Here is a 20,120-nt window from a genome sequence, read left to right as displayed (position 1 = left end):
ACTTTGCGAGGCGCGATTCATGTCCATCTACAACAAGCTTGACCTGACTGGCTGGAAACCCCGGCAACTGACGTCCCAGGAAGTGCGCTTCGCGACCTGGATCGCGTTTTTCGCCTGGGTGTTTGCGGTGTACGACTTCATTCTGTTCGGCACCTTGCTGCCGGAGATCGGCCGGCATTTCGGCTGGAGTGAAGTGGAGCAAGCGCAGATTGCGACTTGGGTGGCGGTGGGCACGGCGGTCGTCGCCTTTGCCATCGGCCCTGTCGTCGATAAATTGGGGCGACGCAAAGGCATCATTTTCACCGTGGCCGGGTCTGCGCTGTGTTCGGCGTTGACGGCCATCGGCGGGGCTTGGGGCAAGTCGCCATTGATTTTGATCCGTTCGTTGGGCGGGCTGGGCTATGCCGAGGAAACCGTCAACGCCACTTACCTGAGTGAGCTGTACGGCGCCTCGCAAGATCCGCGGCTGACCAAGCGCCGTGGCTTCATCTACAGCCTGGTGCAGGGCGGCTGGCCGGTGGGCGCGTTGATCGCGGCCGGGTTGACTGCGTTGTTGCTGCCGGTCATTGGTTGGCAGGGCTGTTTCATCTTCGCCGCGATCCCGGCCGTCGTGATCGCGATCCTGGCGCGCAAGCTCAAGGAAAGCCCGCAATTCCAGATCCACCAACGCATCAGCGAACTGCGTAAAAACGGCGCAGTGAACGAAGCGCAGAACGTCGCCGTGACCTACGGCGTGGATTACGACGAACACAGCAACTCCGGCCTCAAGGCGGCGTTCCGTGGCCCCGCGCGGCGCGCCACCTTGGTGATCGGCGCCGCGCTGTTGCTCAACTGGGCGGCGATCCAGGTGTTCAGCGTGCTCGGCACGTCGGTGATCGTCAGCGTGCACCACATCTCGTTTGAAAACTCGCTGATCATCCTGGTGCTGTCCAACCTGGTGGGTTACTGCGGTTACCTCAGCCATGGCTGGATGGGCGACAAGATCGGCCGTCGCAATGTCATCGGCCTGGGCTGGATGCTCGGTGGGCTGTCGTTTGCCGGGATGCTGTTCGGGCCAAGCAATATGCCGATGGTGGTGGGGCTGTACAGCCTGGGGCTGTTCTTCCTGATCGGGCCTTACTCGGCGGCGCTGTTCTTTATCAGTGAGAGCTTTCCCACCAGCATCCGCGCCACCGGCGGCGCGATCATCCATGCGATGGGGCCGATTGGCGCGGTGGTCGCCGGGTTTGGCGCGACCCAGGTGTTGTCCGCCGGCAGTGACTGGCAAACCGCCGCGCTGTGGTTCGGCGCACTGCCGTGCTTTTTGTCCGGTGCCCTGATGTTTGCCGCGCGCCATGTGCGCCCGGAAACCGTTCAATAAGGAGTGTGCGATGAAGCGTAAAGTTGCCTTGGTCACCGGTGCCGCCAGCGGCATCGGCCAAGCCCTCGCCGTGGCCTATGCGCGCAGCGGCGTCGCGGTGGCGGGCGGGTATTACCCGGCTGATCCACATGACCCGCAGACCACGGTTCGCTTGGTGGAAGCGGTGGGCGGCGAGTGCGTGATGTGGCCGCTCGATGTAGGCGACAGCGCCTCGGTGGACGCGCTCGCGGCGCAGGCCCTGGAGCATTTCGGGCGGTTGGATTACGCCGTGGCCAATGCCGGCTTGCTGCGCCGCGCGCCGCTGTTGGAGATGACCGATGAGTTGTGGAACGAGATGCTCAATGTCGACCTGACCGGCGTGATGCGTACCTTTCGTGCTGCCGCCCGGTACATGGGCGAGGGCGGCGCACTGGTGGCGATTTCATCGATTGCCGGCGGCGTGTATGGCTGGCAGGAGCACAGTCACTATGCGGCGGCGAAGGCGGGCGTACCGGGGCTTTGCCGTTCGCTGGCGGTGGAGTTGGCGGCCAGGGGAATTCGTTGCAATGCGGTGATCCCCGGATTGATCGAGACGCCGCAGTCGTTGGATGCGCAGAACTCCCTTGGCCCGCAGGGCCTGGCAAAAGCTGCGCGGGCAATCCCGCTGGGTCGGGTCGGGCGGGCCGATGAAGTGGCGGCGCTGGTGCAATTCCTGACCAGTGATGCGTCGAGCTACCTGACCGGGCAAAGCATCATTATCGATGGCGGCCTGACCGTGCGCTGGCCCGATTGACAGCTGCCCACATGGGATCTGTGTTTGCTTCAGGAGATTTGACATGCCTCAACTGACCAACCGCCGCGCCGTGATCACCGGCGCCGGCAGCGGTATCGGTGCCGCCATCGCCCGGGCCTACGCCGCGGAAGGTGCGCGCCTCTTGCTGGCCGACCGCAATGCCGCAAGCCTGGCCGAAACCGCGATCACCTGCCGCAACCTCGGCGCCGAGGTCGTCGAATGCCTGGCCGATGTCGGCTGCGTCGACGGCGCACAGGCCAGTGTCGACCGTTGCGTCGAGCATTTTGGTGGCATCGATATTCTGGTGAACAACGCCGGCATGCTCACCCAGTCGCGCTGCGTCGACCTCACCCTTGAAATGTGGAACGACATGCTGCGCGTCGACCTCACCAGTGTGTTCGTCGCCAGCCAGCGTGCCTTGCCGCATATGCTCGCGCAGCGCTGGGGGCGGATTATCAACGTGGCCTCGCAACTGGGGATCAAGGGCGGCGCCGAGCTGACCCATTACGCAGCGGCCAAGGCTGGGGTGATCGGCTTTACCAAGTCCCTGGCGCTGGAAGTGGCCAAGGACAATGTGCTGGTCAACGCCATCGCCCCCGGCCCGATCGAAACCCCCTTGGTGGGCGGTATCAGCGACACCTGGAAACGTGCCAAGGCCGCCGAGTTGCCCCTGGGGCGCTTCGGTTTGGCCGACGAGGTAGCACCCGCCGCCGTGCTGCTCGCCAGCGAGCCGGGCGGCAACCTGTTCGTCGGCCAGACCCTGGGCCCGAACTCCGGCGACGTCATGCCATGAGCGGGGTGTAGCGATGTGTGGGCTCTGCGGCTTGCTCGGCGAAGACCTGCACTGGAGCGATCCCCTGGGCGATGAACTGCCCCGGCGCCGTGAGCGCCTGCGCCGGATCGCCGCGATCAATCAGGTGCTGGCGGTGTTTCGGCTCAAGGTCGAGGACTTCCAGGGCGCCTCTTACCTGCTGCTGGGCGCCACCGGCAAACAAGCCTTGGCCAGTGGCCTGGATGCATTGTGGCAGGCGGCTGAAGACATGCTCGGCCGACCGTTGGACCCGCTTGATCCACGCTTGCTGGAGTCTCTGGAGTCATCATGAGTATCGCCCTCAACGTTATCACCGGCTTCCTCGGCAGCGGCAAAACCACCTTGCTCAAGCGTCTGCTGCAGGGTGAAAGCCTGGGCGACACGGCTTTGCTGATCAATGAATTCGGCGATGTCGGCATTGATCATCTGTTGGTGGAGGAGGTCGCGCCGGACACCGTGCTGCTGCCCAGTGGCTGCGTCTGCTGTTCGATTCGCGGCGAGTTGAAAGAGGCCTTGCTCGGCCTGTGGCAACGCCGCGAGCGCGGTGAAATCCCCGCGTTCAAACGGGTGATCCTGGAAACCACCGGCCTGGCTGACCCGGCGCCGATCCTCGCCACGCTCAATAACGACGTGCAACTGCGCGGGCGTTTCCATATTGGCTTGGTGGTCACCCTGGTGGACGCCAGCCACGCCGCGCTGCAGGAGCGCTTGCACCCCGAATGGCTGGCCCAGGTCGCGGCGGCGGATCGGCTGCTGCTGAGCAAAACCGACGTGGCGGGCGACTGTGCTCCTTTGCGCACGCATTTGCAGGCACTCAACGCCGGTACGCCGATCCTCACGACCCAGGACATTCACAGCGGCGACCAATTGCTGCTCGGTGAGGGCTTGCGCAGCGCTGAACCGGTTGTGGAGGTCAATCGCTGGCAGTTGCATCAAACCACCTCCGCCTCCCACGGTGCGGCGCAGGTGTGTTGCCTGACGTTCGAGCAACCGCTGGACTGGGTCGGTTTCGGGGTCTGGTTATCGATGCTGTTAAGATGCCATGGCGAACGAATCCTTCGCGTCAAAGGACTGCTCAACGTGAACGCAAGCTCGGCCCCTATCGTCATCCATGGCGTGCAGCATTGCCTGCATGCACCGGTCCATTTGCATGCGTGGCCGGGCAGCGATCGGCAATCACGCCTGGTCTTTATCCTGCGTGGGCTCGACCCGGCGCGGTTGCGTCACTCCTTTGAGGTGTTTTCACGGCGGTTCGTGGCATGATCACCCTACGTGTCCTCGGCACTTCGGTGACGCTGCTCGAATGCTTGCGGGTGCGTGCCGAACAGGAGCTGGGCATTCGCCTGGTGTACCAGGTGCACGATGTCGAACAGGCCCAGCGCATCGCGGTGATGCAGCCCGACAGCTACGACCTGTACGACCAGTGGTTCCACAACGTCGACTTCGTGTGGCCGGCGCGGGCGATCCAGCCCATCGACACCCGGCGGATTGCGCTGTGGCACGAGATCAACGACCTACCCAAGCGCGGTCGTCTATCGGCCAATGACCGCCTGGGCAGTGGCAGCGTGCCGAGCGAGCGCCTGTTCGTGCAGCACGACGGCAGCCTTGGCAGCACGGTGACCGAGCGCATCAGCATGTTGCCGCTGACCCATAACGCCGACAGCTTCGCCTACCGTCCCGAACGCTTGCCCGAGGGTTTCAGCCACGGCAATGAAAGCTGGGGCTGGCTGCTCGACCCGGCGTGGCGTGCGCGCACCGCGCTGCAAAGCGATGCCGCCATCGGAGCCCTCGACGCGGCGCTGGCAGTGCAGGGCGCAGGGCTGGCGCAGTTCAAGGACATCGGCAACATGAGCATCGAAGAGATCGATGTGCTCGCCGATATCCTGGTGCGCAAGCAGAAGGAGGGGCATTTCGCCGCATTCTGGTCGGATGACGAAGAGGCGGCACAACTGATGCTCAGTCCGAGTATCGATATCCAGAGCCTGTGGTCGCCGACCTTGATGCGCCTGCACCGTGCCGGCGTGAAGTACCGCCTGGCCGTGCCCCGCGAAGGCTATCGCGCCTGGTTCGGCGGCTTGTCGCTGTCCCGTCATGCCCGGGGCCCGGTGTTGGATGCGGCCTATGCCTACCTCAATTGGTGGCTGTCCGGCTGGCCTGGGGCGGTGATGGCTCGCCAGGGCTACTACATCGGTAACCCGGCGCGCAGCCGTGATCATTTGACCTGCGCCGAATGGGATTACTGGTATGCCGGCAAGCCTGCGCGGGAAGAATTGCCGGGCAGCGATGGCTTGCCCCTGATCGATGTGGGCGAGGTGCGCGATGGCGGTTCTTATGAACAGCGCATGGGGCATGTCGCGGTGTGGAATTCGGTGATGGATGAGCACAACTACCTGGTGCGCCGCTGGGGGGACTTCATGCGCGCACGGAGCGCTTAATCCGCACAGTCCTCAGTCGCCAATAAAATGACAGGCAAGTTCCAGGTTCTATTGGGTGTACTTATCCCAGGTCCCAGCTAATCTGCTAAAACACAACATTCGATCAGAATGGATGTTTTTTTGACGCCAGATCAGCAGTCGCCAGGGAGGCGCATGACACAGGGACGGCTTGGCAGAGAGCGGCGAATACTGCCCGAGGGCACTGCGATGAAGTGGCGTCACACTTTTCAGACCCGCATTGCCGGGGTGTTGGCGCTGTTGCTACTGGTGGTAGTTGCGGCCACTTACTTTGCCGTACAGGCCGCCACCACTCGCGCCGTGGAGAACCAGGCCGAGGTGCAGTTGGAAACCGGCCGCCAAGTGTTCGAGCGCCTGCTGGACCTGCGCGGGCGTCGGTTGCAATCCGGGCTGGACTGGCTCACCGCCGATGGCCCGTTCATGCAGGCCGTCGCCGCCGGCCGCAGTGAACCTATCCTGGCCGAGTTGCGTCGGCATGGCGGCGGTATCAGTTCCAGCGAGGTGTTCGTGCTGGACCTGGAGGGGCAGGTCATGGTCAGTACCTTGCCGATACTCACCCGCGGTCAGCCGTTTCCCTATGACCATGCCTTGCGGCAGGCGCGACGCAGCGGGCTGCAGATGCTGATCGTGGCGATGGACGGGCAGCCTTACTTGCTGGTGCAGGATGTGGTCCTCGACCCGCAGCCCATCGCCCGAGTGGTCATGGGTTTTCCCATGGACACGCTGTTCGCCAATGAGCTGCGCTCCATGAGCAACCTGGAGGTGTCCTTCCTCAGCGTGCAGGACGGCCAGGTCGGCCGCCTGTTCACCACCCAGCCCTACGAGTACCAGGCCAGCATCATCGAGCGGCTGCGTGACGTGCACTTGAACCCCGAAGCGCAGGTCGGCGTGTTTCATGGCAAGCGTGTACTCAGCCAGGTTCTGCCGCTGGCCAATACCGGTGATGGCGATGAGGTGCGCGTCTTGCTGCAAAGCCCGCTGGACCACGCCTTGGAGTCCTTTGCGCCGCTGGACCGGCAATTTCTCGGGATTGCCCTGGCCGTGCTGCTGGTAGCACTGGCGGCCGCGCTGTTCCTGGCGCGCCGCGTATCGCGGCCACTCGATGCCTTGGTGGCGGCGGCCGGGCGGATTGGGGCGGGTGACTATCGCACCGCCGTACGGGTTCGCAGCCACGACGAGTTCGGCTTGCTGGCCCGGGCCTTCAATGCGATGCAAAGCGGTATCGCCGTGCGTGAGCGGCAGTTGGCCCATAATGCCCTGCATGACCCGCTCACCGGCCTGCCCAATCGCGCCCTGGCCATGGAGCGCCTGGGCAGTGCGATCAGCGCCCGACGCCCGGTGGTGTTGTTATATATCGGCATTGAAAACTACCGGGTGATCAACGAAGGCTTCGGCCCTGAAGGTGTCGAGGACATGCTGCGCGAAGCCAGCCGCTGCTTGTCCATGAGCCTGCTGGCCAGCGACACGGCCGCGCGCATTGCCGGCAGCGAGTTTCTGCTGCTGTTGGAAAACACCGAGATTGACCGCGCCGTGGCGCGTGCCGACCACCTGTATGGGCTGCTCACCGAGCCCCAGCGCATCGGCCATGACGAAGTGCGCCATGAGGTGAGTATCGGCATCGCCGCGTACCCCGCCGACGGCCAGCAGGTAGACGAGTTGATCAGCCGCGCCGCCATCGCCCGGCATGACGCGGCGGCCTCGCCGGGCTACTTGCAGATCTACCAGCAGGACCGCGACTTGGCCCACCAGCGCCAGATCACCCTGATCCGCGATCTGCGCCGTGCGGTGATCGAGGGCGAATTGTTCCTGTGCTACCAGCCCAAGCTCGACCTCAACCAGGGCCACGTGCGCCAGGCGGAAGCGCTGTTACGCTGGCAGCATCCGACCCTGGGCCTGGTGTCGCCCAGCGAGTTCATCCCCTTGGCCGAGCGCACCGGCAGCATGGGCGCCCTGACCCTGTGGGTGATCGAAGAGGCGGTGCGGCAAATCGCCGAGTGGGGGCAACGGGGCTTGCCTATGCAGGTGTCGGTGAATATTTCCGTGGATGATCTGGCCGATGATGACCTGGCCATTCGCGTCACCGCCTTGCTGGTGCAATACGAGGTGGCGGCCGAGCGGCTGATCTTTGAAATCACCGAAAGCGCAATCATGCATAACCCGCAGCAGGCGCTCAGCGTGCTGGAACAGCTGCGTGGATGTGGCATCAGCTTGTCGGTGGATGATTTCGGCACGGGTTATTCGTCGCTGGCGCAATTGCAGCGCCTGCCGGTGCAGGAATTGAAGATCGACCAATCGTTTGTGCGCAACCTCGACAGCACCACCGGTGACGGTGTGATCGTGCGCTCGACCATCGAGATGAGCCACAACCTGGGGCTCAAGGTCGTCGCCGAGGGCGTGGAATTCGAGCCCAGCCTGAAATTGCTCAAGCAATGGAAGTGCGACACCGCCCAGGGCTACCTGATCGGCCGGCCGTTGAATGCCATGGCGTTCGAGATGTGGATGCGGCATCAGGGCTTTTCGGTCTAGCGCCGGGCATAAAAAAGGCGGCTATCCGTGGATAGCCGCCTGTGTTTTGCCGCCGGGATTGCTTAGTCCGGCAGTTTGAACGCCATCACATAGTCACCCTGCTTGGTGCCCAGGGAGCCGTGACCGCCGGCCATGACCAGCACGTATTGCTTGCCGTCCTTGCCGGTGTAGGTCATCGGTGTGGTTTGCGCGCCTGCAGGCAGGCGGCCTTCCCACAGTTGCTTGCCGTTTTTCACGTCATAGGCACGCAGGTACTGGTCCAGGGTGCCGCTGAGGAACGCTACGCCACCGGCGGTAGTGAACGTACCACCCAGGCTTGGCACGCCCATGGTCAGTGGGACCGGAACCGGCGAGCTGTCACGCACGGTGCCGTTTTTATGCATCCAGATGGTTTGGTGGGTGGTCAGGTCGACCGCTGCCACGTAACCCCAGGCCGGAGCCTGGCACGGCAGGCCCATCGGCGACAGCAGCGCTTCGAGGATCACGCCATACGGCGCGCCTTTGTTCGGCTGTACGCCTTCGGTTTCGCTGACACGTGGGCCTTGCTTGGCGATGTCGGCAGCCGGGATCAGTTTCGATTTGAACGCCATGTAGCTCGGGTTCACGAATGCGATCTGGCGGACCGGGTCGACGGAGATACCACCCCAGTCGAACACACCGAAGTTACCGGGGTACACGATCGAGCCTTGCAGCGATGGCGGCGTGAATGGGCCGTCGTAGCGCATCGACTTGAAATCGATCCGGCAGATCAGTTGGTCAAACGGCGTCACACCCCACATGTCGCGCTCTTTGAGCGGCGGTGGCATGAAGTTCAGGTCGGACTTCGGTTGAGTCGGGGAGGTGTGATCGCCGGCCACTGCGCCTTGCGGTACAGGGATTTCATTGATCGGCACTACCGGTTGGCCGTTGCTGCGGTCCAGTACGTAGATGCTGCCTTGCTTGGTCGATGCCATCACCGCTTGCTTGACGCCGTCGGCGGTCTTGATGTCGATCAGGCTTGGCTGGCCGCCCACGTCCATGTCCCACAGGTCATGGTGAGTGAACTGGAAGGTCCACTTCACGTGGCCGGTGTCGATATCCAGTGCGGTCAGGCCGGCGCTGTATTTCTCAGAGGCCGGGGTGCGGTCGCCACCATACTGGTCGGGCATCTGGTTGCCCATCGGCAGGTACAACATGCCGAGCTTTTCATCGACGCTGAACATGGACCACATGTTCGGCGAGTTGCGGGTGTAGGTTTTGCCTTCGGCCAACGGGGTGGTGTCGTCCGGGTTGCCGCTGTCCCAGTTCCACACCAGCTTGCCGGTGTGTACGTCGAACGCGCGGATCACACCGCTTGGCTCGTCGGTGGAGACGTTGTCGGTCACGTGACCGCCGATCACGACCAGGTTCTTGGTCACGGCCGGAGGCGAAGTGGAGTAGTAACCGCCTGGAGCGAAGCTGCCGATGTTGGCACGCAGGTCGACCTGGCCTTTGTCACCGAAGTCTTCGCACATCTTGCCGGTGTCGGCGTTCAGGGCGATCAGGCGGGTGTCGGCAGTCGGCACGAAAATGCGTTTCGGGCATACGGCGCTGACCGGCGCCGGGCTCGCGCTGCCGGTAGGGCTCTGCTCGGAAGCGTACACGGCGTCATCGTGATACGACACGCCACGGCAGGTCATGTGCGCCCAACCCTTGAAGTTGGCCGCACCTTCGGTGCTCAGCTTCGGGTCGAAACGCCAGATTTCCTTGCCGGTGTCCGGGTCCAGGGCAATCACCTGGCTGTGCGGCGTGCACACATAGAGCATGCCGTTGACTTTCAGCGGGGTGTTTTCCGCAGTGGTTTCACCGGGGTCGCCAGGGCCGGGGATGTCACCGGTACGGTAGGTCCAGGCCGGCACCAGCTTGTGCGCGTTTTCCGGGGTGATCTGGGCCAGTGGCGAGTAACGATCACCGAAGGCCGAACGGCCATAGGAGTTCCATTCACCGTCGGCCTGGCTCGGCGCTGCGCTGGCCATGCCAGGTACGGCGTCACGGTCCAGTTGGCCGGTCTTGACCATTTCACCCGGGTTGGTGAATTGGCTGGCCAGCGCCGTTGCACCGGCCAATACCACGGCCACGCTCAGTGCCCCAGTGCCCAGCGGCGCCGCTTGGCCGCGCAGCAGCGGGCGACGGAACCACGGGAGCAACATGACGATGCCCAAGGCGAACAACAGCGCCAGGCGCGGCACCAATTGCCACCAGTCCAGGCCGACTTCCCAGAGCGCCCACACGGTGCTGGCGAACAGCACCAGTGCGTACAGGCCCAGCGCAGCACGGCGAGTAGCCAGCAGCAACACGCCGGTCAGGGCGATGCCGATACCGGCCAGCAGGTAGTACAGCGACCCGCCGAGCATGCTCAGCTTGACGCCACCGGCCAGCAAGGCCAGGCCCATGATCAGCAGCAAGACGCCTAGCAGCCTGGGCAGCAGGCGGCTTGGGCTTGAGGCACCATCAGTGCTCATAGTGTGTTTCTCCGTTACGTTGGAATTATGTAACCCCGTGCTTCACTGTAGATGACGATTCAGCGCGGGCTTGGTTCATCGTTGTTTTTGGTTTTTCTGGGGTGCAGCGGGGTTATCCACAGGCGGGTGATTTATTCCCAGGCGCAGGTCGGGGTAAGACAGCGCTGTCTTTAAAAAGGAAAAAATTCGGCAAGATGGGGTCGACCGCAGGCGTGAAACGTTTCAGTTTATTGCGGGCAAGGATAATGCGGCGGCGAAACAAGAGAAAGCACGAATCGCAAGATGCATCGTTTCAGTTTTGGTAACAGTGACTAAATGTCGCTGCAAAAACAGGATGAAAAAAGGGGGCTGCTGATGGCGGTGATTCAGTCATTGGCTACAGCGACTGGAACTGCGTCATCGGGAGCAAGCCCCCTCCCACAGGGTTTGGCTGTGATTTTAGAAGGTGGTGCGGATGCCCAATTGCACACTGCGCCCTGGAGCTGGTGCGATATCACGCAGAATCGAGCTGGCGTAGCGAACGGTCTGGTTGGTCAGGTTTTCGCCGTTCACAAACGCCAGCCACTCGCTGCCGCCTACATTGAAGCGGTAACCCGCGCTGGCGCCCAAGGTGGTGTAGCCGTCGGTGCCGCTTTCGTTAGCCGGCACACGGCCTTGACCCGCTGCATGTTCCACATCGATGCGTGCCTGCCAGCGGTCCAGTTCCCACAGCAAACCGCTGTTCAAACGCAGCGGCGCGATGCGTGGCAAGGCTTCGCCGGTGTCCAGGTTGGTGGCGCGCGTGTAATCGCCCGACAGTTCCAGCGCGAATTTGCCGTAGGCACCTTCGCCCAACTTCCAGTGATCCTGGGCTTCGAAGCCGGCGAAACGTGCGCGTACGCCGGAGTATTTGTACTCAGGGATCCCGCCGGCGTCTTCTTCACCTTCATCGTTCAGCGTGCGACCGCTGCCCAGCAAACCGATGTAGTTGGAGAAGCGGCTGTAGAACACGCCAAAGCTGCCCTTGTGGGTACCGTTGTCAAAACGCAGGGCCAGGTCGCTGGACACAGCTTTTTCTTTCGACAAGTTGGCATCGCCCACTTCGTAAGTGCCGGTGGCGACATGGGCGCCGTTGGCGTACAGCTCATAGAATGTCGGGGCGCGCTCGGTGTAGCCCAGGGTGGCAGCCAGGGACCACACCGGCGTGAGGCTATACACCGCGCCTGATGACAGGCTGCCCGCGTTGAAGTCATTGGAGTGGTCGGCATTGGCGAAACGCGCGTTGCCTTTGGCATCCGGGTCGATGTGGGTGTGTTCCAGGCGCCCGCCAAGGCTGAGTTTCAGGCGCTCGGTGGCTTGCATTTCTTCGAGGATGAACAGCGCGCCGGCGTTGGTATCGGTCTGTGGCACGAAGGCTTCTTCGCCGAGGGCCGAGAACTCGTTGCGATTCACCTGGGCACCGACCACACCCTCGAACGGACCGATAGGCAGGTGACGGCCCTCGACCCGCGCTTCATAGCCCTTGTTCTTGAAGGTGGTGCCGGTCTCGCCGCCTTCAATCTCCCGGTGCTGGTAATCGGTATACCCCGCGTCGACCTTCACCGAACTGAACGGGCCTTGCAGGTTGCGCAACTCGGAGGCAAAGGCGTAATGGTCCTGCTTCATGCGGATACGCACGTCCTGCTCGGCGGGCGAACCATAGTTGCTGTCGTAGTTGCTGTAGGACAGGCCGGCATAACCGTCGTCCCAGGTGTAGGAACCCCCCAGCGCACCGCCGTCCTGGCGCCCGCTGCTGTTGCCCAGCCGGCCATCTTTGCCAGGGCCGTCTTCACTTTCAGGGGCGTGACGGCTGCGTGCATAACCCGGGATTTTCAGGTCATTGAATTCCCGTGCATTGGCATCCAGATGCAAGGCGAAGGTGCCATTCCCGGCCTCCAGTTTGCCCGCGCTGCTGCGGGTGGTGTCGGCGCCGCCGTAGCGCAACTCTCCGGCACCGTGGATACCTTCGATGGCCTCGGTGGGGATGCGGTTGTCGAACGTGTTGACCACGCCCCCGATGGCACTGCCGCCGTACAGCAGCGCCGCTGGGCCGCGCACGATCTCGATGCGATCAACGTTGATCGGGTCCAGCGGTACGGCGTGGTCATAGGACAGGGACGAGGCATCCAGCGCGCCCACGCCATTGCGCAGGATGCGAATGCGGTCGCCATCCTGGCCACGAATGATCGGTCGGCTGGCGCCGGGGCCAAAGTACGAAGACGACACACCGGGTTGCTTGTTGAGGGTTTCGCCCAGGCTGCCTTTTTGTTGCAGGGTCAGGTCGTCGCCTGCGAGCACGGTGGTGGGCGAAGCGAGTTGCTCGCTGCCCAGCGGGTTGGCGGTGATGACTTGAGGTTGCAGCTCCAGGGCGTGGGTTTCGGAGCAGATCAACAAGGCGGCGGCGAGCGGGGTCAAGCGCCAGAGAGGGAAGAGGGACATCGGACATTCCTTGGCAAAACAGCGAAAAAGAGCAGGTTCAAGACGGTATCGAGATCATTACATTTGATATTTGTCGTTACAATATAACATCTCTTTTTCAGCTGGATAGCGGGAACTTTTCTCCGAGGGCTATATTCAATGCAGTGCTTCCACCTGTACGCCTCGTCGGCTAAGGTGCGCGGCTGTGTTTTCTCTTTTTGCAAAAGGCCTGGCATGACCGCGACAAGCAACGACCCGCTCCACGGTGTGACTCTGCAACATATCCTCACCACCCTGGTGGCACATTACGATTGGGCGGGCCTGGCCGAACGCATCGATATCCGCTGTTTCAAGAGCGATCCGAGTATCAAGTCGAGCCTGACGTTCCTGCGCAAAACCCCATGGGCGCGGGAGAAAGTCGAAGGGTTGTACGTGAAGCTGATGCGCACCAAACGCCCGCTGGATTGATCCCATGAAGCGCTTTGTGGCCACGGCGGCACTGGCCGGTTGGGTCGGGTTGGCGATTCAGCAGTACCTGATTTTCTATTCGCGCTGGCTCACCGATGCCAGCCTGTTGGGCGGGTTGATCAACTTTTTCAGTTTCTTCACGGTACTGACCAATACTCTGGTGGTCGTGGTGCTGAGCTATGCGCTGGTCAACCGGGATTCAGCGGCCAGGCGGTTTTTCCTGGCGCCTACGGTCAGCAGTGGGATCGCTGTGAGCATCATCGTGGTCAGCCTGGCCTACAACCTGTTGCTGCGGCATTTGTGGAGCCCTGCAGGCTTTCAATTCATCGCCGATGAACTGCTGCATGACGTGATGCCGGTGCTGTTTTTGATCTATTGGTGGCGGTGTGTGCCCAAGGGCCATTTGCGCCTCGGGCATATCGGCGCCTGGGTGATCTACCCACTGGTGTACTTCGGCTATGTGCTGCTGCGGGGCGCTTTGCTCGGGCAGTATCAGTACCCGTTCATCGATGTCGGCACCCTGGGTTATCCACAAGTGTTTGTGAATGCCGGGGGGATTCTGGCGGGGTTTGTCGCGATCGCGCTGGCGGTGGTGGGGCTGGACAGACTCATCAAGCCCCACGCCTGATTCACTCCTCGTCGCTACCGTCGGCACGCCAGTAGCCTACGGCCTTGAGGAATTCTTCATTGACCCGGTGCGTGTCCAGCAATACACGACGCACCTGGCGCGACAGTTTGCTTTCGGTCGCCACGAAGCTGTACAGCGAACCACTCGGCAGCGTCAGCGTGCGTACGGTTTCCAGCAGGTCATCCTGGCCACGGATCACCCAGATCACTTTCACGTCGGCAGCACTTTCGAGGGGTTGCCGTTCCGCCGCGTTGGCGATCTCGATCACCGCCAATACCTGGCGCCCGGCCGGCAGTTCTTCCAGGCGGCGGGCGATGGCGGGCAGGGCGGTTTCATCGCCGATCAACAGGTAGCTGTCGAACATATCCGGCACGATCATCGAGCCCCGAGGCCCACCGATATAGAGGTGCTGGCCGACCTGCGCCTGCTCTGCCCACGTCGAGGCAGGGCCGTCACCGTGCAGGACAAAGTCGATGTCCAGCTCGCCGATGCTCAGGTCGAAGCGCCGTGGCGTGTAGTCGCGCATGGCGGGCTGCGGGCCGTCGCCCTTGATCGTGAAGGTCGGGCTCTCCAGTGCTGCCTGTTCGGCGGCGTTCTGTGGGAACAGCAGTTTGATGTGATCGTCACTGCCCAGGCTGACAAAACCCGCAAGCTCAGGGCCGCCCAGGGTGATGCGGCGCATGCGCGGGGTGATATCCACCACCCTCAACACTTGCAGGCGGCGACGTTTGATTTCATGGGTAACGCGATGGATGGCTTGAGTATTCATTGAGCTTTCCCGTCGGCAATGGCTTGAGCGGTGCCGTTGAGCAGCGCCGCGACACGAACGATTTCTTCCGGGCTCCAGCGCCCGTGGTGCGAATGCAAGGCATGGCGCAGGTTGTGTACCGCTTCGTGGATTTCCGGCGGGCGGTCGTGACCACGCAGCGAACGTTTGCTGACGTCGAGACGCATGCGTACACCCTCCAGGGCAACGGCTTGCTCGCTTAAGAAGAGACGACCGGCGTCGGTGATTGTGTAGCGTTTTTTTCCGCCTTCGGTATCGCCGGTGATCAGTTCGCTCTCTTCCAGAAAGGTCAGGGTCGGGTAAATCACACCAGGGCTGGGGCTGTAGGTGCCATCGAACAGGCTTTCTATCTGGCGGATCAGGTCGTAGCCATGGCACGGCTGCTCAGCGATCAGCGCCGGCAGCAGCAATTTCAGGTCTCCGGGTGCAAATACCCGAGGGCCTCGGCCGCCGCGTTCGCGTCCCGGGCGTTTTTCAAAGCCGTCGTGATGATGGGGATGGTGGGGGTGATGCTCTCTCATGTGCTTGGCTCTCCGTTTTGGTTAGATATAACGTAAGATATATCTTAAGGCGAACGCAAGCCCTTCGGACGAATGGCTCATCTATCGCTGTCGCTGTGTTTACGCGTGGCAGCACGGTGAATTCATATCCGGAAAGAACTTTGTTAGTTGTATAAATGACGGGTTGTAATATCGTTCTGACGGAATGATCCGCCAATAAAATATTTCGTTTAATTGTGCGTAGTTTTCTTCTTACAGCTAATTAATAAGTTTTGGCAAAGTGCTATATTTTTCCTATTGACTTGATCGTTGTCCGGCTACCCAGTACAAGGAAACCACCTGCTTACGTGTTGGAAAACTCACGGGATACTTGTGTCGCTTTGAAACTTGCGAAGTTGTCAATGCACGTTATTGGAAACGCTAAAGCGCGTTCTGTAACGCCAACTCCTTTACGTTAGAAAACAGGTATTCAGTCATGTTGAAAAAAATCGCCATTGCCTCGCCACTGGTTGCCGCTGTACTGGGTTCGTCCCTGGCGTTTGCCGCGGATGATGCGCGCACTTCCATCCAGATCAAGGCGGACATTCCCACCAAGCAGTTCCACGCCCAGCCGCTGGACCCCAACTTCGGTAAAGACGAAGTCATGAGCTACAACCCCGTCAGCGGTGAGCTGAGCTCGCTGCGCGCAACCTTCAGCGTCAAACATACCGATGGCTCCGTGCACGCCTACATTGAAGGTGGCCCTACGGCAGCCGCGCTGTACAACGGCAGCAACAGTATTGCGCTGACCAACACCTTCAACGGCGTCGTGCTGACCGCCTCACCGCAAGAAGTGGTGGATGACCCGCAATCCACCCCAGGCACCCAGGCTGACCTGGTGATTACTCCGGCCAAACCGGCGGACAACCAGAACGGCCTGTACACCGCCAACTACACCGTGATCTTCGACGCTGTGCCGCGCGCGCCGGCACTGTAACGCCGCCGTGTCGTGGAGCGCCTGGTTGAGCGCCAGGCGTTGATGAAGGGGCGGTGGCCTGTCCTGGCCGCCGCCCCGTTTGACAGCTTCGGCTGTCCGTAAAAGTGAGTATTCCGTTCATGTTTCCGATGACGCCTATCGCGGGCGCCCTGGCGCTATCGCTGTGCGCCAGCGCACTGGCAGCGCCCTCAGCGCCTGGCACCACGCCGCGCAGCCTGTTGTCGCAATCCAAGGAGTTGCCCAGTGATTTCGAACAACACTTCTTCGATGTGCCGCTGGCCGTGCGCGTCGAACTCGATCAACAGTTTCTCGGCGAGGCGATGATCGTGCTGGGGCGGGATGATCGCATCACGTTACTGGCGTTCGGCGATGTTGCCGACAGTCAGTTTTCAGCCGGTGAACGCGATAAGTGGCAGCAACTCCTGCAACAGGGCATGCCCCTGGGAAGTTGTGAGCGAAGTTGCCCGTCGCAATTATTGGCGGTGCACTACAGTATTGAAAATTCGTTGGTCTCGATCCTCACCGAAAATGTCGAGCGTAATGCCGAAGTCAAACGGTATTACGATCAGCCTGAAACGGGCAGCGTGGGCTTGATCTTGAATAATCAACTCAACCTCAACGGTGGCGCCGAGGAGCAACTCGGCGGGCGCTATGGCCTGGAGGCCAGCTCCAGCATCGGCAACTGGACCCAGGCGTTGAACCTGCAGTTGTCACGCCTCGGCGGCACCGACACCACCCTTTACCACGCTGTACACGAGCTTTATAGCCAGCGCGAACTGCAAGGCCAATTCCTGCGCCTGGGTTATTTCACTCCAGGCTCCGACGGTCTGACCCGACAGATACGTGCGTTCGGCGCCAACCCCGACACCGCCGTGGGCGTGATGTATGGCAGCTCCGACAGCCTGCTGATCAACAACCCCAAGCCCAGCGTGTACCCGATCTATGTCACCGCCAGCCGCCAGGCTTCGGTGGAGATCTACCGCAACGGCTTGCTGCTTAACAGCCAGGCCGTGGCAGCCGGGTTGCAGACCCTCTACACTCGGCCACTCCCCGGCGGTATCTACGAGGTGGAAGTGCGCCTGGTCGAAGACGGCCGCACCACCTCCACCACCCAGGAACTGGTCTACAAACCCAACAACTGGCGCAACGCCGACGAGCGCTGGCGTTACAGCAGCTTCCTCGGGCGCGAGAGCAAACTGCTGAGCAACTGGGACGAACAGGCCAGCGGCTTCATGACCTATGGTGCCAGCGCCAACTACCTGGCCCACCCCCGGGTCATCCTGGGTTTGTCGACACGCAAGGTGCGCGAGAAGCTGCAAAATGGCGTGTCGGTCGACTGGACCCTGGCTAACGCCACCAGCGTATATGCCAATGTCTACCAGACCCAGGATCACGGCACCGGCCTGGATATCCAGGGCCTGTACAGCTACGGCCATGGCAGCCTCGTGGCCAGCCACAACCGCAGTTGGCTCGACACGCGCCGCACCTATGAAACCTTGCCCGATGGCACGCGAGTGCGGCCGCGCAGCACCTTCGTCGGGCAGGCCAGCAATTCGTCGTTGTCGATCAACCATCGCCTGAGCAACAAGAGTTCGATCAACTCCCGGCTGTCCTACAGCCAGAGCAACATCGAAGGTCTCGGCCTGGACCTGGGCTGGAACCAGCGCGGTACGGTGTTGGGCAGCGATGCCAGTTGGCGTGTTTCGGTGTTCGATCGCCCGGCCACGGCCAGTACCGGCGACAAGCGTAACCGGGGTGTCGACATCAGCGTCAGCCTCGCCCTTGGGGGACCAGGCGAGCAATGGTCGGCCAGCCTCGGCACACGCACTGCGCGCGATGGCGGCCGCGACAACAATGGCTCGCTGACCTACCAGCGCAGTCTGGATGATCACTTCCTGCAGAGCGTCTCGGCCACGACGACGGCGGATACCTATGGCGTCGGCTTGTCCGGTCGCAGCAGCTTCCAGACCGAAGCGCTCTACGGCGACGCATTTTTGCAGCGCTCTTCGTTCAACGACAAGCTCAGCGGCGGCCTGAACCTCAATAGCACCGTCGCCGTAGGCGCGCAAAACATGGTGCTCAGCAGCCAGTACCACACCGGAGGGGCCGGGATGATCGTGGATGTCGAGACCGACCTCGACGACATCACCCTGCGCGCCGATGACCTGGCCGGTGGCAGCGCCACCTTGCGCCCCGGGCGCAACTTTGTGCCGATCACCGCTTACAAGAGCAGCACCCTGAGCTTTGACTTCGAAGGCAACCACCCACCGGCCGCCGCTATCCAGCCGGCGCGCAGCAACTACCACCTGAACAAGGGCGGCGTGGACTATCGCAAGATCAGTGTGATGCAAACCGTCACCGTGCTCGGACGGTTGCTCGATGCCCAGGGTAAACCGCTCAAGGGCCATCACGTGATCAACCACGCCAGCCGTGGGGTCAGCGAAGTGGACGGGTTCTTCTCCCTGGAAATGCACGCCGGTACACCCACCCTGCAAGTGAGCTTTGCCAATCAATTGCTCTGCCAGTTCCGCGTGGACCCGGGCACCGCCCGCCGCGAAGGCGACGTGCTGATGATCGGCGACCTCAGCTGTACGCCGGACACCCTGGCCGATGTGGTGCATGGCACGCAAACCGCCGGTTGAAACCCTTTATCCGTTGAGGTTCAAGCAATGAAACGTTTTTGCATGCTGTTAGGCGCCACGCTGTTTTCGCTGGGCAGCCACGCCGGCCCGCAGATCAATGTCGGGGTGGTCTACGACTACCTGGATGCGGAAAAAAGTACCTATATGAAGCGCGTGTTCAACGGCGGCACCTCCACGGCTTTCGTCAAGGTCAACATTCTCGAGATGATCTACGCCGCCGATGGCAGCTACCGGGAAGTGCCGTTGCAGGACCACGTCGGCGGCACCGCCCGCGACGGCCTGATGGCCAGCCCGGCGCGGCTGATCGTGCCGGCCAACGGTACCCAGGGCACGCGCTTGCTGTTCATGGGCAACCGCGACAAGGAGCGATATTTCCGCGTGCGCTTCGTGCCCGTCGTGCCACAGAGCGAAGATGAATTCGCCCTTACCGATGAAGAGCGCGCCGAATACAAAGACAACCTCGCCGCCGGTGTGCGGGTGCTCGCAGGCTACGGCACGGTGTTTTTCGTGCGCCCGAAAAACACGCGTTTCGACACCCAGGCCGATAACGCCGCCAGGCGCTACGCCCTGCGCAACAACGGCAACAGCGTCGTGGTGGTGGATGAATTCAAGGACTGCCGGGTCGACGACCCGCGTGACTGCCGGCCCACCGTCAAGCACCACATCATGGCCGGTCGCAGTTTCAGCTTCGACAAGGAAGCGGGGCGCGAATACCGCTTCAACCTGATCGAAGGCTCCGCGAAGAAAACCGTTGAGATCAAGGGTTGATCCCGTGCCGAGGCAAAAAATGCTCAAGTTACTGATGTGCGCCGCTGTCTCCATCGTCAGCCTGCTGACCGCCACTCCCAACCGGGCGGCGCTCGAGCGGGAGACGTTCGAAGTGTTTGTCGAGATCCCCACGCCGGACTTTTATGTGTTGCCGGTCGACCCGCAGTTGTTCCACCGCGAACAACGCCTGGACTACAACCCGGTGTCGTCGCAGTTGAGCCCGCTGCGCGCGCAGTTCGATGTGAAAAATATCGGCGGCGCCATCGGCGCACGGCTTGAGGAACAGCCATTTCTCTACAACGGCAGCGACCGTATCGACCTGCGTGTGAGTTTCAACCGGCAGGAATTGAGCCTGGAGCGCAGCGAAGTGGTGTCCACCGCCGAAGCCAAGCCCGGCAGGCGCGTCCCGCTGGAAATCGTCGCGATCAAACCCGCCGACGACTACCTTCCCGGCAATTACTACGGCACGGTGCGGGTGGTGTTCGACGCTACTGCGCCGGGCTCATGAGGTTT

Annotated in this window: 17 protein-coding genes; 13 read left to right on the top strand and 4 right to left on the bottom strand. The window is 62.0% G+C overall.

Features of this window, described 5'->3' with window-relative positions:
* Positions 1 to 19 precede the first annotated feature (19 nt).
* The 7 genes from MJP36_RS24645 to MJP36_RS24615 all read left to right on the top strand — a co-directional run bounded on the left by MJP36_RS24645 (position 20) and on the right by MJP36_RS24615 (position 7,922).
* On the top strand, positions 20 to 1,360 hold the full coding sequence (locus MJP36_RS24645; protein WP_244384223.1) for an MFS transporter: 1,341 nt from the start codon (positions 20 to 22) through the stop codon (positions 1,358 to 1,360).
* Positions 1,361 to 1,370: 10 nt separating this feature from the next.
* Complete coding sequence (locus tag MJP36_RS24640) at positions 1,371 to 2,132, top strand: SDR family NAD(P)-dependent oxidoreductase (protein WP_244384221.1); 762 nt, start codon at positions 1,371 to 1,373, stop codon at positions 2,130 to 2,132.
* Positions 2,133 to 2,175: 43 nt separating this feature from the next.
* On the top strand, positions 2,176 to 2,925 hold the full coding sequence (locus MJP36_RS24635; protein WP_244384220.1) for an SDR family NAD(P)-dependent oxidoreductase: 750 nt from the start codon (positions 2,176 to 2,178) through the stop codon (positions 2,923 to 2,925).
* A 13-nt stretch (positions 2,926 to 2,938) separates the two neighbouring features.
* Positions 2,939 to 3,235 (top strand): hypothetical protein, encoded by a 297-nt coding sequence (locus MJP36_RS24630; protein WP_060754472.1) that lies wholly within the window; start codon positions 2,939 to 2,941, stop codon positions 3,233 to 3,235.
* Entirely contained in the window at positions 3,232 to 4,206 is a 975-nt protein-coding gene (locus tag MJP36_RS24625) for a CobW family GTP-binding protein (RefSeq protein WP_244384219.1), read from the top strand. Before MJP36_RS24630 ends, MJP36_RS24625 begins: the two co-directional genes overlap by 4 nt.
* Positions 4,203 to 5,378 (top strand): ABC transporter substrate-binding protein, encoded by a 1,176-nt coding sequence (locus MJP36_RS24620; RefSeq protein WP_060754470.1) that lies wholly within the window; start codon positions 4,203 to 4,205, stop codon positions 5,376 to 5,378. Before MJP36_RS24625 ends, MJP36_RS24620 begins: the two co-directional genes overlap by 4 nt.
* A gap of 207 nt (positions 5,379 to 5,585) precedes the next feature.
* A complete protein-coding gene (locus tag MJP36_RS24615; RefSeq protein ID WP_244384217.1) occupies positions 5,586 to 7,922 on the top strand; it encodes a putative bifunctional diguanylate cyclase/phosphodiesterase in 2,337 nt (778 codons plus the stop codon).
* Between the two features lie 62 nt (positions 7,923 to 7,984).
* On the opposite strand, the gene MJP36_RS24610 is transcribed toward MJP36_RS24615, so the two are convergent.
* Positions 7,985 to 10,402 carry a glucose/quinate/shikimate family membrane-bound PQQ-dependent dehydrogenase gene (locus MJP36_RS24610; protein WP_060754468.1) on the bottom strand — a complete coding sequence of 806 codons (2,418 nt, stop codon included), beginning with the start codon at positions 10,400 to 10,402 and terminating at the stop codon, positions 7,985 to 7,987.
* Positions 10,403 to 10,840: 438 nt separating this feature from the next.
* Entirely contained in the window at positions 10,841 to 12,859 is a 2,019-nt protein-coding gene (locus tag MJP36_RS24605; protein ID WP_244384208.1) for a TonB-dependent receptor, read from the bottom strand.
* 213 nt (positions 12,860 to 13,072) lie between these two features.
* On the opposite strand from MJP36_RS24605, the gene MJP36_RS24600 reads away from it, so the two are divergent.
* A complete protein-coding gene (locus tag MJP36_RS24600; protein WP_060754466.1) occupies positions 13,073 to 13,306 on the top strand; it encodes a VF530 family protein in 234 nt (77 codons plus the stop codon).
* A gap of 4 nt (positions 13,307 to 13,310) precedes the next feature.
* A complete protein-coding gene (locus MJP36_RS24595) occupies positions 13,311 to 13,934 on the top strand; it encodes a Pr6Pr family membrane protein (protein WP_244384202.1) in 624 nt (207 codons plus the stop codon).
* Position 13,935: 1 nt separating this feature from the next.
* On the opposite strand, the gene MJP36_RS24590 is transcribed toward MJP36_RS24595, so the two are convergent.
* Entirely contained in the window at positions 13,936 to 14,703 is a 768-nt protein-coding gene (locus MJP36_RS24590) for a siderophore-interacting protein (protein ID WP_161548192.1), read from the bottom strand.
* Entirely contained in the window at positions 14,700 to 15,242 is a 543-nt protein-coding gene (locus tag MJP36_RS24585; protein ID WP_060754463.1) for a PadR family transcriptional regulator, read from the bottom strand. Before MJP36_RS24585 ends, MJP36_RS24590 begins: the two co-directional genes overlap by 4 nt.
* Positions 15,243 to 15,696: 454 nt before the next feature.
* On the opposite strand from MJP36_RS24585, the gene MJP36_RS24580 reads away from it, so the two are divergent.
* The 4 genes from MJP36_RS24580 to MJP36_RS24565 all read left to right on the top strand — a co-directional run bounded on the left by MJP36_RS24580 (position 15,697) and on the right by MJP36_RS24565 (position 20,115).
* Positions 15,697 to 16,197 (top strand): CS1 type fimbrial major subunit, encoded by a 501-nt coding sequence (locus MJP36_RS24580; RefSeq protein WP_060754462.1) that lies wholly within the window; start codon positions 15,697 to 15,699, stop codon positions 16,195 to 16,197.
* 119 nt (positions 16,198 to 16,316) lie between these two features.
* Positions 16,317 to 18,839 (top strand): TcfC E-set like domain-containing protein, encoded by a 2,523-nt coding sequence (locus MJP36_RS24575; protein WP_244384199.1) that lies wholly within the window; start codon positions 16,317 to 16,319, stop codon positions 18,837 to 18,839.
* 27 nt (positions 18,840 to 18,866) lie between these two features.
* Complete coding sequence (locus MJP36_RS24570; protein WP_244384197.1) at positions 18,867 to 19,607, top strand: molecular chaperone; 741 nt, start codon at positions 18,867 to 18,869, stop codon at positions 19,605 to 19,607.
* Between the two features lie 19 nt (positions 19,608 to 19,626).
* Positions 19,627 to 20,115, top strand: coding sequence for a CS1 type fimbrial major subunit (locus MJP36_RS24565; protein ID WP_244384195.1), 489 nt, complete (start codon positions 19,627 to 19,629; stop codon positions 20,113 to 20,115).
* The last annotated feature ends 5 nt before the right edge of the window (positions 20,116 to 20,120 follow it).

It is taken from the genome of Pseudomonas palleroniana (assembly GCF_022836895.1).
In the GTDB taxonomy this organism is placed as follows: domain Bacteria; phylum Pseudomonadota; class Gammaproteobacteria; order Pseudomonadales; family Pseudomonadaceae; genus Aquipseudomonas; species Aquipseudomonas palleroniana.
This window is presented reverse-complemented; position numbering and strand designations above follow the sequence as displayed.

Excerpts from the sequence above, each read along its gene's own strand:
- MJP36_RS24645 (WP_244384223.1), top strand. The coding sequence starts at position 20 with ATGTCCATCTACAACAAGCTTGACCTGACTGGCTGGAAACCCCGGCAA.
- MJP36_RS24640 (WP_244384221.1), top strand. The coding sequence starts at position 1,371 with ATGAAGCGTAAAGTTGCCTTGGTCACCGGTGCCGCCAGCGGCATCGGC.
- MJP36_RS24635 (WP_244384220.1), top strand. The coding sequence starts at position 2,176 with ATGCCTCAACTGACCAACCGCCGCGCCGTGATCACCGGCGCCGGCAGC.
- MJP36_RS24630 (WP_060754472.1), top strand. The coding sequence starts at position 2,939 with ATGTGTGGGCTCTGCGGCTTGCTCGGCGAAGACCTGCACTGGAGCGAT.
- MJP36_RS24625 (WP_244384219.1), top strand. The coding sequence starts at position 3,232 with ATGAGTATCGCCCTCAACGTTATCACCGGCTTCCTCGGCAGCGGCAAA.
- MJP36_RS24620 (WP_060754470.1), top strand. The coding sequence starts at position 4,203 with ATGATCACCCTACGTGTCCTCGGCACTTCGGTGACGCTGCTCGAATGC.
- MJP36_RS24615 (WP_244384217.1), top strand. The coding sequence starts at position 5,586 with ATGAAGTGGCGTCACACTTTTCAGACCCGCATTGCCGGGGTGTTGGCG.
- MJP36_RS24610 (WP_060754468.1), bottom strand. The coding sequence starts at position 10,402 with ATGAGCACTGATGGTGCCTCAAGCCCAAGCCGCCTGCTGCCCAGGCTG.
- MJP36_RS24605 (WP_244384208.1), bottom strand. The coding sequence starts at position 12,859 with ATGTCCCTCTTCCCTCTCTGGCGCTTGACCCCGCTCGCCGCCGCCTTG.
- MJP36_RS24600 (WP_060754466.1), top strand. The coding sequence starts at position 13,073 with ATGACCGCGACAAGCAACGACCCGCTCCACGGTGTGACTCTGCAACAT.
- MJP36_RS24595 (WP_244384202.1), top strand. The coding sequence starts at position 13,311 with ATGAAGCGCTTTGTGGCCACGGCGGCACTGGCCGGTTGGGTCGGGTTG.
- MJP36_RS24590 (WP_161548192.1), bottom strand. The coding sequence starts at position 14,703 with ATGAATACTCAAGCCATCCATCGCGTTACCCATGAAATCAAACGTCGC.
- MJP36_RS24585 (WP_060754463.1), bottom strand. The coding sequence starts at position 15,242 with ATGAGAGAGCATCACCCCCACCATCCCCATCATCACGACGGCTTTGAA.
- MJP36_RS24580 (WP_060754462.1), top strand. The coding sequence starts at position 15,697 with ATGTTGAAAAAAATCGCCATTGCCTCGCCACTGGTTGCCGCTGTACTG.
- MJP36_RS24575 (WP_244384199.1), top strand. The coding sequence starts at position 16,317 with ATGTTTCCGATGACGCCTATCGCGGGCGCCCTGGCGCTATCGCTGTGC.
- MJP36_RS24570 (WP_244384197.1), top strand. The coding sequence starts at position 18,867 with ATGAAACGTTTTTGCATGCTGTTAGGCGCCACGCTGTTTTCGCTGGGC.
- MJP36_RS24565 (WP_244384195.1), top strand. The coding sequence starts at position 19,627 with ATGCTCAAGTTACTGATGTGCGCCGCTGTCTCCATCGTCAGCCTGCTG.